General features: G+C 55.6%; 13 protein-coding genes. All 13 read right to left on the reverse strand.

The window, feature by feature from the left end; translation table 11 throughout:
* Positions 1–11: 11 nt before the first annotated feature.
* Complete coding sequence (locus tag ACA059_RS31595) at positions 12–482, reverse strand: F0F1 ATP synthase subunit B (protein WP_046044927.1); 471 nt, start codon at positions 480–482, stop codon at positions 12–14.
* Positions 483–538: 56 nt separating this feature from the next.
* The gene (gene atpE / locus ACA059_RS31600) at positions 539–796 is read right to left on the reverse strand and encodes a F0F1 ATP synthase subunit C (protein WP_002555987.1); all 258 of its coding nucleotides are present in this window, start codon (positions 794–796) and stop codon (positions 539–541) included.
* Positions 797–929: 133 nt separating this feature from the next.
* The gene (gene atpB, locus ACA059_RS31605) at positions 930–1,799 is read right to left on the reverse strand and encodes a F0F1 ATP synthase subunit A (protein ID WP_347803508.1); all 870 of its coding nucleotides are present in this window, start codon (positions 1,797–1,799) and stop codon (positions 930–932) included.
* Positions 1,800–1,815: 16 nt separating this feature from the next.
* The gene (locus ACA059_RS31610) at positions 1,816–2,223 is read right to left on the reverse strand and encodes a F0F1 ATP synthase subunit I (RefSeq protein WP_007948092.1); all 408 of its coding nucleotides are present in this window, start codon (positions 2,221–2,223) and stop codon (positions 1,816–1,818) included.
* A 148-nt stretch (positions 2,224–2,371) separates the two neighbouring features.
* Complete coding sequence (locus ACA059_RS31615; protein WP_497632215.1) at positions 2,372–3,244, reverse strand: ParB/RepB/Spo0J family partition protein; 873 nt, start codon at positions 3,242–3,244, stop codon at positions 2,372–2,374.
* 9 nt (positions 3,245–3,253) lie between these two features.
* Complete coding sequence (locus tag ACA059_RS31620) at positions 3,254–4,051, reverse strand: ParA family protein (protein ID WP_008155709.1); 798 nt, start codon at positions 4,049–4,051, stop codon at positions 3,254–3,256.
* An 18-nt stretch (positions 4,052–4,069) separates the two neighbouring features.
* Positions 4,070–4,714 (reverse strand): 16S rRNA (guanine(527)-N(7))-methyltransferase RsmG, encoded by a 645-nt coding sequence (rsmG, locus tag ACA059_RS31625; RefSeq protein ID WP_497632216.1) that lies wholly within the window; start codon positions 4,712–4,714, stop codon positions 4,070–4,072.
* A complete protein-coding gene (gene mnmG, locus ACA059_RS31630) occupies positions 4,711–6,603 on the reverse strand; it encodes a tRNA uridine-5-carboxymethylaminomethyl(34) synthesis enzyme MnmG (RefSeq protein WP_497632217.1) in 1,893 nt (630 codons plus the stop codon). Before mnmG ends, rsmG begins: the two co-directional genes overlap by 4 nt.
* Before the next feature lie 550 nt (positions 6,604–7,153).
* Positions 7,154–8,524, reverse strand: coding sequence for a tRNA uridine-5-carboxymethylaminomethyl(34) synthesis GTPase MnmE (mnmE, locus tag ACA059_RS31635; RefSeq protein ID WP_497632218.1), 1,371 nt, complete (start codon positions 8,522–8,524; stop codon positions 7,154–7,156).
* A 79-nt stretch (positions 8,525–8,603) separates the two neighbouring features.
* The gene (gene yidC / locus ACA059_RS31640) at positions 8,604–10,289 is read right to left on the reverse strand and encodes a membrane protein insertase YidC (RefSeq protein ID WP_497632219.1); all 1,686 of its coding nucleotides are present in this window, start codon (positions 10,287–10,289) and stop codon (positions 8,604–8,606) included.
* Positions 10,290–10,291: 2 nt separating this feature from the next.
* Positions 10,292–10,537: a membrane protein insertion efficiency factor YidD gene (yidD, locus tag ACA059_RS31645; RefSeq protein WP_074872215.1), complete on the reverse strand. Its 246-nt coding sequence runs from the start codon at positions 10,535–10,537 to the stop codon at positions 10,292–10,294.
* Positions 10,530–10,931 carry a ribonuclease P protein component gene (rnpA, locus tag ACA059_RS31650; RefSeq protein WP_031319201.1) on the reverse strand — a complete coding sequence of 134 codons (402 nt, stop codon included), beginning with the start codon at positions 10,929–10,931 and terminating at the stop codon, positions 10,530–10,532. Before rnpA ends, yidD begins: the two co-directional genes overlap by 8 nt.
* A gap of 16 nt (positions 10,932–10,947) precedes the next feature.
* Positions 10,948–11,082 (reverse strand): 50S ribosomal protein L34, encoded by a 135-nt coding sequence (rpmH, locus tag ACA059_RS31655; protein WP_003213577.1) that lies wholly within the window; start codon positions 11,080–11,082, stop codon positions 10,948–10,950.
* Positions 11,083–11,649: the final 567 nt, after the last annotated feature.

An 11,649-nucleotide genomic window follows, 5' to 3' on the forward strand; every position in this document is an offset into this window, starting at 1 on the left:
ATCGCCCTCGCTTAAATTTCAGCAGCCAGTTTGTTTACCAGCTCCGCGTGCGCGTTTTGATCGATTGTGGCACCCAGGATCTTCTCGGCGCCACCAACGGCCAGAGCACCCAATTGGGCACGCAGCGCGTCTTTGACACTGTTCAGTTCCTGCTCGATCTCGGCCTGAGCCTGAACCTTCACACGGTCAGCGTCGATACGGGCTTTTTCAACGGCCTCATCGACGATCTGGTTACCGCGTTTCTTGGCTTGCTCAATGATTTCAGCTGCCTGAGCTTTTGCTTCGCGCAGTTGATGACCCGCTTTCTCTTGGGCCAACTCCAGGTCGCGAGCTGCTCGGCTGGCAGCATCCAGTCCATCCGCGATCTTCTTCTGACGTTCGTGCAAAGCCGCGATGACCGGAGGCCACACGAACTTCATGCAAAACAGTACAAAAATGAAGAACGCAACGGACTGGCCAATCAGGGTTGCATTAATGTTCACGCCAACACCTCGCTCGTTCGTTGCACATCACACCAATTACTCGAAGGTTCGAGTAATTAGCCAGCGAGTTGACCAACGAATGGGTTCGCGAAGGTGAAGAACAGAGCGATACCAACACCGATCATGGTTACGGCGTCGAGCAGACCGGCAACGATGAACATTTTAACTTGCAGCATTGGAACCATCTCTGGCTGACGCGCTGCGCCTTCCAGGAACTTGCCACCCAACAGGCCGAAACCAATTGCGGTACCCAGTGCGCCCAGGCCGATCAACAGTGCAACAGCGATAGCGGTTAGACCAACTACAGTTTCCATCTTTCCTCCCGACTTTTACGTCGTATGGTTTAGGTTTTTTAGATTTTAAAGCGGTAAAACAAATCGTTTCATAGCCCTGTTCGGGCACCCACCCGTTTGACCGAGTGGGACATCAGACTAGTCGAGACTGGTCTTAATGGTTCTCTTCGTGCGCCATCGAGAGGTAAACGATGGTCAGCATCATGAAGATAAACGCCTGCAGGGTGATGATCAGGATGTGGAACACAGCCCACGCCCACTGCAGAACTACGCCCAGGCCGCTAAGCCAGAGCAGACCGCTGCCGAACATCACAGCAATCAGAATGAAGACCAGTTCGCCGGCGTACATGTTGCCGAACAGACGCAGTGCCAGAGAGATTGGCTTGGCGATCAGGGTGACGAATTCCAGCAGGAAGTTCACCGGGATCAGCAGCGCTTGCAGGAAAATGTTCTTGCTGCCAAACGGGTGCAGGGTCAGTTCGCCGATGAAGCCGCCGATGCCCTTGACCTTGATGCTGTAGAAAATGATCAACGCGAACACCGACAGGGCCATGCCCAGGGTAGCGTTCGGGTCAGTGGTCGATACGGCACGGAACGGAATGTGCGAATCGCCAGTGATCAGGATGGCCAGCTGAGGAATCCAGTCGACCGGGATCAGGTCGACGGCGTTCATCAGGAAGACCCAGACGAAGATGGTCAGTGCCAACGGTGCAATCACCGGGCTACGGCCATGGAAGCTGTCTTTCACGCTGCCATCGACGAATTCGACCAATACTTCAACGAAGTTCTGCAAAGCACCAGGCTGACCGGAAGTCGCCTTCTTTGCCGCCATGCGGAAAAGAAGAACGAAGATCAGACCCAACGCGACCGACCAGCCGAGAGTATCGACGTGGAAAGCCCAGAAGCCCATTTCTTTGGCTTCTGCTGCGGTGTGGGCAAAACCCCACCCGCCAGTTGGGTGCTGACCGAAGGTCAGGTTCTGCAAGTGGTGCTGGATATAGCCCGAAGCGGTTGTCTCTGCCATGGTTGCCTCAAACGCCCTAAGGTCTCGAAAGTCTTGTTCTCATCAGCAGGGGCGCGAACCAGCTGACCAGTTGGGTCAACACGAAGACGCCGAATACAGCTAGCGGCGCCAATGGCTTCACACCTGCAAACGTCAATGCAAAGAGCACTGCCGTCAAAATTAGTTTGCCCGCCTCGCCAGCATAAAAAGACCGGACGATGGCTTGAGCTGCTCGGGCGCCGGAAAACCGAAATGCCCTGTGAGCGAAATAAACATTGGGTAGCAAGGCTATCAGGCCTCCGCAGAGTCCTGAGTACCCGGCTACGACTCCATGCCAGTACCAGAGCGCCAACGCGGCCAGTACCAAAACGACAAATTGAGCCAGTAAGACCGGAAAAACTGCCAGGCGATGGAACGGCAAGCGGTTTGGCGTGCGGCTCTCCATCGTTTTTGCTCCCCAATGATCGGCTGCCAGAATTCAATAACTTGGCATAATTTGTGCCGACAAAATGCGCGCAGAGTATAGGGGCGGTTCTGCCCCTATTCAACTGTCAGGTAGTGATTTCCGACTGCACGCTACATGAGGAAATGTTTCAGCGAATGTGTGCAAGTACACCTTGAAGCTCATCGAGGGAGTTGTAACCGATCACCAACTGCCCCTTCCCCTTTTTCCCGTGGCGGATCTGCACCGCAGAGCCTAGGCGCTCAGCCAGACGCTGTTCGAGTCGAGCAATATCCGGGTCCGGCTTTACCGGTTCAGCAGGTTCCTGTTTACCACTCAACCACTGGCGAACCAGTGCTTCAGTCTGGCGTACAGTCAGCCCCCGTGCGACAACGTGTCGCGCCCCTTCAACCTGTTGATTTTCCGGTAAACCGAGCAAAGCACGGGCATGACCCATTTCCAGGTCGCCGTGGGACAGCATGGTTTTGATGACTTCCGGCAACGCGATCAAGCGTAGCAGGTTGGCCACGGTCACGCGGGATTTGCCCACGGCTTCGGCCACTTGTTGCTGCGTCAGCTGGAATTCCTGCTGCAAACGCTGCAAAGCCACTGCTTCTTCGATCGGATTGAGGTCTTCGCGCTGGATGTTCTCGATCAGCGCCATGGCGATCGCCGTTTCATCCGGTACATCGCGAACCATCGCCGGGATGGTTTCCTGGCCCGCTTGCTGGCTGGCGCGCCAGCGGCGTTCACCGGCGATGATTTCGAAGCGACCGCCGCCAATCGGACGAACCACGATCGGCTGCATCACGCCCTGAGCCTTGATCGACTGCGCCAGCTCTTCCAGCGCCTGAGGATCCATGTCCCGCCGCGGCTGGTACTTGCCGCGCTGGATCAGGTCCAGGGGCAGGTGCTGCAGCTCACGCTGATCAGCCTGCACCGCTTGTTCTTCCAGCGAGCTGACAGTCGGACCACTCAGCAGTGCATCCAGTCCACGTCCGAGACCTCGTTTCTTGACGGCCATGGGGATTCCTTAAGTTGCCTGAGCAGCGGCAGTGCGTGAGTTTTTGCGTTGACGACGAACCATCTCGCCCGCCAATGCCAGATAGGCAATGGCGCCCCGCGATGATTTGTCGTACGCCAGCGCCGGCATGCCATAGCTTGGTGCTTCAGCCAGGCGGATGTTGCGCGGAATCACCGTGTCGTAGAGCTGCTCGCCGAAGTGTTCCTTGAGCTGCGCCGAAACATCGTTCATCAGGCTCAGGCGCGGGTCATACATGGTCCGCAACAGGCCTTCGACTTTCAGGTTCGGGTTCAGCAACTCAGCGATGCGCTTGATGTTATCCACAAGGTCGCTCAAACCTTCGAGCGCGAAGTATTCGCACTGCATGGGGATAATCACCCCGTCAGCCGCAACCAGTGCGTTAAGCGTGAGCATCGACAACGACGGCGGGCAGTCGATCAAAATGTAATCGTAGTTTTCACGGATCGGCGCCAACGCACTGCGCAGGCGGCTTTCCTTCATCTGCATTTCCAGCAGAACCACTTCGGCCGCGGTCAGATCGCGGTTGGCCGGCAGCAGTTGGTAACCACCGTGCTCGGAATAGTGCATGGCCTGGGCCAGATCGCATTCGCCGATCAGCAGGTCGTAGACCGAGTTCTCCAGGCCGTGTTTATCCACACCGCTACCCATGGTGGCGTTGCCCTGTGGATCGAGATCGATCAACAGCACCCGACGCTTGGTAGCGACCAGGGAAGCTGCGAGGTTGATACAGGTGGTGGTCTTGCCCACACCACCCTTTTGGTTCGCTATCGCGAATACCTTAGCCATTCTTGCTTGTGTTCCCAATCATGCCGTGCGGCGCAGTATCAGCAGATGGCGTTGGCCTTGGCAACCGGGTACGGCCAGGGCGTGTTCGCTATCGAGGTGGAAGTCTGCCGGCAATGCTACCAGCTCATCGGCGGGATGAACGCCCTTCATTGCCAGCCAACGTGTTTCGGTGTCGCCGAGGTGGCGAGTCCAGTTGCTGAAGTTCTCCATGCTGCTGAACGCCCGGGAAATGATCCCGTTGAATGGCTGATCAGGCTGAAAAGCTTCGACGCGACTGTGGATAACTTGCAGGTTATCCAGTTTGATTTCGAGTTTGACTTGGGTCAGGAAGCGGGTTTTCTTGCCGTTGCTGTCCAGGCAAGTCACTTGGGACTCTGGAAACAGGATGGCCAACGGAATACCCGGCATGCCACCACCGCTGCCAACGTCCAGCCAGCGACCGTTTTCGACGAACGACATCACGCTCAAACTATCGAGCAAGTGGCGGGAAACCATCTCATCCGGATCGCGTACGGCGGTCAGGTTGTAAGCCTTGTTCCATTTTATCAACAGGGCCAGATAATCCAGCAGCTGAGCATGCTGGGTTTCTGTCAGCGTGACACCGAGCTGGCGAGCACCTGTGGATAACTCTTCCGCGTGTTGCGAGGTGACCAACGAACTCAAGCGCTTTGCTCCAACTGACGGCCCGCGCCGCGTTTTTTCAAATGAATCATCAACAGCGAAATCGCTGCCGGCGTCACACCCGGAATACGCGACGCCTGACCCAAGGTCTCTGGACGGGTCGCGCCGAGCTTGCTCTGGATCTCTTTGGAGAGCCCGGAAATATTCGTGTAATCGATATCCACAGGCAGTTTTGTGTCTTCGCTGGCCCGCAGCCGTGCGATTTCATCCTGCTGGCGATCGATGTAACCAGCGTATTTGGTCTTGATTTCGACCTGCTCGGCGACTTGTGGATCTTCTGCGCCGCCACCGGTCACGGCGATCAGACCAGCGTAGTCGATTTCCGGACGGCTCAGCAGGTTGAGCAAGTTGTATTCGTGGGTCAGCGGCGTGCCGAATTTCTCGGAAATCGCATCGCCTTGCTCGGTGCCTGGGCGAACCCAAGTACTTTTCAAGCGTTGTTCTTCCAGCGTAATGCTTTCGCGTTTGGTACAGAACGCAGCCCAACGCGCGTCATCCACCAGACCCAGTTCGCGACCTTTTTCGGTCAAGCGCAGGTCGGCGTTGTCTTCGCGCAAGATCAGGCGGTATTCGGCGCGGGACGTGAACATCCGATACGGTTCCTGGGTACCCAGGGTAATCAGGTCGTCGACCAACACGCCGATGTACGCCTCGTCGCGACGCGGGCACCAGGCATCTTTGCCCTGAGCACGCAGTGCGGCGTTGGCCCCGGCCAGCAAACCCTGGGCGCCGGCTTCTTCGTAACCGGTGGTGCCGTTGATTTGCCCGGCGAAGAACAGACCGCCGATGACTTTGGTTTCCAGGTTGTACTTCAGGTCACGCGGGTCGAAGTAGTCGTACTCGATGGCGTAACCCGGACGAACGATGTGCGCATTTTCCATGCCGCGGATCGATTGCACGATCTGCAGTTGCACGTCGAATGGCAGGGATGTGGATATCCCGTTCGGGTACAGCTCGTTGGTCGTCAGGCCTTCCGGTTCGATAAAGACCTGATGGCTTTCCTTGTCGGCAAAGCGATGGATCTTGTCTTCGATCGACGGGCAGTAACGCGGGCCGATCCCTTCGATCACACCGGAATACATCGGCGAACGATCAAGGTTGGCGGCAATGATTTCGTGGGTACGGGCGTTGGTGTGGGTAATCCAGCAGCTGACCTGTTTCGGATGCTGATCTTTGGACCCCATGAACGACATCACCGGGATCGGTGTATCGCCGGCTTGCTCGGTCATCACCGAGAAATCCACAGAACGACCGTCGATACGCGGTGGCGTGCCGGTTTTCAGGCGACCAACGCGCAATGGCAATTCACGCAAACGGTGAGCCAGGGCGATCGACGGCGGATCACCGGCACGGCCACCGGAAAAATTCTGCATTCCGATGTGGATAAGTCCACCGAGGAAGGTGCCAGTGGTCAACACCACGGAATCCGCGAGGAAACGCAGGCCCATTTGGGTGACAACACCGCGCACTTGTTCCTGCTCGACGATCAGGTCGTCGGCAGCCTGTTGAAATATCCACAGGTTCGGCTGGTTTTCGAGGATTTCGCGGACAGCGGCCTTGTACAGAACCCGATCAGCCTGAGCGCGGGTTGCCCGCACGGCCGGGCCTTTGCGGCTGTTCAATACGCGAAATTGAATACCACCTTTATCGGTAGCCATGGCCATCGCGCCGCCGAGGGCATCGATTTCCTTGACCAGATGGCTTTTGCCGATCCCACCGATAGCGGGGTTGCAACTCATGGCACCGAGAGTTTCCACGTTATGCGTCAGCAACAGGGTTTTTGCACCCATGCGTGCTGAGGCCAGTGCTGCCTCGGTACCGGCATGACCGCCGCCGATGACGATCACTTCAAAACGGGAAGGGAAATCCACCACGCACCTCGTGCCTGCTTCAGTTAGGTAATCCGGAATAGTTTGATCTCAGGTTTTTGGACCTGGTCGGCAAGTATAGGGACTTCGCCCTTCCTAAAGAACCCTTTGCACAAAATTTAACCAGCTGTGGAGAAGTCGCGGTTATAAAAATTAAAAAGAGAGAAATTTATTAAATCTTTGTTTTTATGTTTATTTCTACTGAGGCACATTTCTGTGGATAGATCTCTACAGGCCTTTATATTCAATATGTACAGAGATTCAAAACCCTGTGGTCATGTGCCAAGGAGGCCCTTGGATAACCGGTTTAAGCCTGTGGATGAAAGGGGTGCTTATCCACAGGGGCGGTTATCTTCAGTTTTGAGGCCCTGTTATCAACTGCCCTTAGAGGCAGTTATTCACAGGGCTTAATCCACAGAAAACTGCTGAATAAGCAAATCCAGGGCACGGACAATCCGCTCAAGCAGAAAGAATCTGCTCAGCACTGGAAGAGAATTCAAGAAAAGGAGGGAACAGACAGGCACGAATGACCTGTCTGTGGACAACGGAAGGATTATTTACCGATGCAGAAGCTGGAGAAGATTCGTCCCAACAGATCATCGGAGCTGAATGCACCGGTGATTTCACCCAAAGAGTGCTGAGCCTGGCGCAAATCTTCAGCCAACAGTTCACCGGCTCCGGCCAGGGTCAGCTGCGCACGGCCATGCTCGAGGGAAGCACTGGCATGACGCAACGCGTCAAGGTGACGCCTGCGAGCGCTGAAGCTGCTCTCAGAGGTTTGTTCGTAGCCCATGCAAGCCTTGAGGTGGTCGCGCAGCAATTCCAGCCCTTCACCTGCAGACTTGGCGCTCAGGCTGATGGTGACGTGGCCATCCTCGCTGATTTCCAGTGCAATGGCTTCGCCAGTGAGGTCAGCCTTGTTTCTGATCAGCGTGACCTTCGCCGGATCAGGACGGATTTCCAGAAATTCAGGCCATAACGCGAACGGATCAAGTGCCTCAGGAGCCGTAGCATCGACCACCAACAGGACTCGATCAGCCTCGCCGATTGCTTTCAGCGCCCGTTCGACACCGATTTTTTCTACCTGGTCGTCGGTATCTCGCAGACCTGCGGTATCGACCACGTGCAGCGGCATGCCATCGATGTGGATATGTTCACGAAGAATATCCCGGGTGGTGCCGGCAATCTCGGTGACGATCGCGGCTTCTCGTCCGGCCAAGGCGTTCAGCAGGCTGGATTTACCAGCATTCGGCCGGCCGGCGATCACCACGGTCATCCCGTCACGCAGCAAGGCACCCTGCCCGGCTTCCCGTAGTACGGTGGATAACTCGTCACGCACTTTGTCGAGCATGCTCAGTACGTGACCATCGGCGAGGAAGTCGATTTCTTCTTCAGGGAAGTCGATCGCCGCTTCGACATAGATGCGCAGGCCAATCAATTGCTCGGTGAGGTTATGCACACGCTCGGAGAATGCGCCCTGCAAGGAACGCAGGGCATTTCGTGCAGCCTGTGCAGAACTCGCTTCGATCAAGTCAGCGATGGCCTCGGCCTGAGCCAGGTCGAGTTTGTCATTGAGGAACGCGCGCTCGCTGAATTCACCCGGTCGGGCCAACCGACAGCCCAGTTCCAGGCAACGCTTGAGCAGCATATCCAGAACTATCGGACCGCCATGGCCCTGGAGTTCCAGCACATCTTCACCGGTGAAGGAGTTCGGGCCGGGAAAATACAGGGCAATACCTTGATCCAGCACCTCATCGTTTTCACTGAGGAACGGGCCGTAGTGGGCGAATCGCGGCTTGAGTTCACGACCGCTGAAGGCCTTGGCCGCAACACTCGCCAGTGGCCCGGAAATACGGACGATGCCCACACCGCCGCGACCTTGAGCGGTGGCGACGGCGGCGATGGTTTCACGAGGAACGCTCATAAACCGTTATCCAGACAAAAGTGACAGATAGCAAAACGCCCCACTAGGGGGCGTTTTGAGTGGTTATCCACAGTGTAAATCAGGCAGCTGCTTTGGTAGCCGCTTCGATCTTACGAGTGATGTACCACTGTTGGGCGATCGACAGGCAGTTGTTCACTACCCAGTACAGCACCAGACCAGCCGGGAACCACAGGAAGAAGAAGGTGAAGATGATTGGCATCAGCTTCATCACCTTGGCCTGCATCGGATCCGGAGGAGTCGGGTTCAACTGCTGCTGGATGAACATGGTTGCACCCATGATGATCGGCAGAATGAAGAACGGATCCTTGATAGACAGGTCAGTAATCCACAGCATGAACGGCGCTTGGCGCATTTCAACGCTTTCCAGCAGAACCCAGTACAACGAAAGGAAAACCGGCATCTGCACGAGGATTGGCAAGCAACCACCCAGCGGATTGATCTTCTCTTTCTTGTACAGCTCCATCATGGATTGCGACATTTTCTGCCGGTCGTCGCCATGTTGCTCTTTCAGCGCCGCCAGTTTCGGTGCCACTGCACGCATGCGCGCCATGGATTTGTAGCTGGCAGCCGACAGCGGGAAGAAGATCCCTTTGATCAGCATGGTCAGGAAGATGATCGACCAGCCCCAGTTACCGACCAGCGCGTGGATGTGTTGCAGCAGCCAGAAAATTGGCTGGGCAATGAACCACAGAATGCCGTAGTCGACGGTCAGTTCCAGACCTGGGGACAGCTCTTTCAGCACAGCCTGACTTTTCGGACCTGCATACAGAACGGCACTGGTCTCGGCTTTTGCACCTGGCGCGACAGTCATTGCCGGAGCGGTGTAGCCGATGATGTAGTTGCCTTTGCTGTCTTTACGGGTCTGGACGAGGTTGTTCTCGCCTTTCGCCGGAATCCACGCGGTCACGAAGTAGTGCTGCAACCATGCAACCCAACCACCGTTAACGGTTTCTTTCAGCTGAGCCTTGTCCATGTCCTTCATGGACACTTTCTTGTACGGCTCGTTACTTGTCCACAGGGCGGCGCCCAGGTAAGTCGCGGTGCCGGTGGCGGTGCTGTAAGAAGGATCGGAACTGGCGTCACGCTTCAATTGCGCGAACATTGCACCGGACCAAGGCTGAGCACTCTGGTTATCGATCAGGTAGGAAACGGTTACGTCATACAGGCCACGTTTCAGGGTGAAACGCTTGATGTAGTTGACGCCGTCCTTGCTGAACTTCAGGTCTGCGACCAATTGGTCCTGACCGTCAGCCAGTTGGTAAATCTTCTTCTCCGAGGAGTAAACCGGACGACCGGCAGGACTGGCGTCCGGACCGTTGGTGCCGATCAGACCGCTCTGGGCCAGATAAGTCCGCTCGTTGCCGTTATCGAACAACTGGAATGGAATTTCCGGATGGTCCTGGCGACGTGGATACAGCGGCAGCGTCAACTGGGCAACATCGCCACCTTGTGGATCGATTGCCAGGTTGAGCACATCCGTTTTGATCTGGATGAGGTCTTTGTTTGCAGCTACTGGAGTTTCAGCAGGTGCAGTTGCACTGGTATCGCTTGCGGCGCGTGGAATGTCGTCACTGACAGAAGCATTATTGCCAGTCGCCGTATCCGGTAAGCCCGGTGCGGTAGTACTGGAAGCAACATTCTGAGTCGGCAGGGCAGCCTGGCCATAGTCCTGGTTCCATTTAAGAACCATAACGTAGGACACGATTGCCAGGGCGACGATCAGGATCGTGCGTTTGATATCCATGATTACTCGGCCATCGAAGAAGAACGGGAGGTAGGGATAGATGGAACCGGGTCATAACCACCGGGATTCCACGGATGACAGCGACCTAAACGACGAAAGGCCAGCCAGCCACCGCGCAGAAGGCCATGATTTTCTATGGCTTCATACGCGTAGCAGGAACAACTGGGGTAGAAACGACAGTGACTGGCCATCAGAGGACTAATGGCATAGCGATAAAACTGGATCGGAACGAGTGCCAGTTTACGCATCGGGACTGTCTACCCCTACAGTTTCGGTTTTAACTGCTGGTACCGGCGTGCTGCGTGCCAGACGCTTCCAGAGTTTGCCGAAATGCTGAATCAATTCGGGGTTTTCTACGTCACCCAAACCTTTGCGCGCGACGATAACGATGTCCCAGCCGGCCAGTGAGTCCTGGTTCAGACGGAACGATTCGCGCATCAGACGTTTGAGGCGATTGCGCTCGACGGAGAGCTTTACGCTCTTTTTCCCGATAACCAGCCCGAGACGGGGGTGATCAAGATCGTTGTTGCGCGCAAGGAGCAGGAGATTTTTCCCCGGAACCTTGCCGGTAGGGGAGTCAAAGACTGCCTTGAAATGCCGGGGAGTAAGCAGACGCTTTTCCCGACTGAAGTCCTGACTCACCTCCAGTGCCGGATTATCAAACTGCCAGACGCGCACGACCTTTGGCGCGACGACGCGACAGGACGGCACGACCGTTTTTGGTAGCCATGCGAGCACGGAAACCGTGGGTACGAGCGCGTTTGATAGTGCTTGGTTGGAAAGTACGTTTCATTGTCGTGTTACCTGGTTCGTCCACAACGGGCCGGAATGGCCCCCGTTTTAAGAGACCGGGGATTCTAGAGAAAGCAAGCCTCTAGGTCAATTTCCAACCAGCGTTTCCTTATAAATAGATCTCCAGACGTTTTTCCTGCCGAGCTCGTTGGCTAGATATAGAAATTAAGAAAGAAAGTATTTAAAGCTTTTCTGTAAAGCTTATAAAAGCTAGGGGCACGATCATCTGTGGATAACTGCCATCAGCCCTTTAAAGTCGTGATGTACAGAGAATGACAACTACGGTGGAAAACGGTGGTAACCCTGTGCTGCGCTGTCGGATAAGCTGTGTGTGAAAGAGGTACTTATCCACAGCGTGGTTATCCACCGAGTTTCGCCCCCACTTGTACAACGACCTTAGACCCGGTTATCCACAGAGCTTATGCACAGACCGCTGGTCGTCTTTTTTTCGTATAAATCACTGATTCTTCATGGGAGGTGCACAACCTTCGTGTGGATAAGTCGGGGCTTGGTCGGCTACAATGGCGGCTTGTTTTTGCCTCACCGGCTTTCAACTTAGGGGATATCC

Source organism: Pseudomonas sp. LBUM1647 (assembly GCF_059716175.1).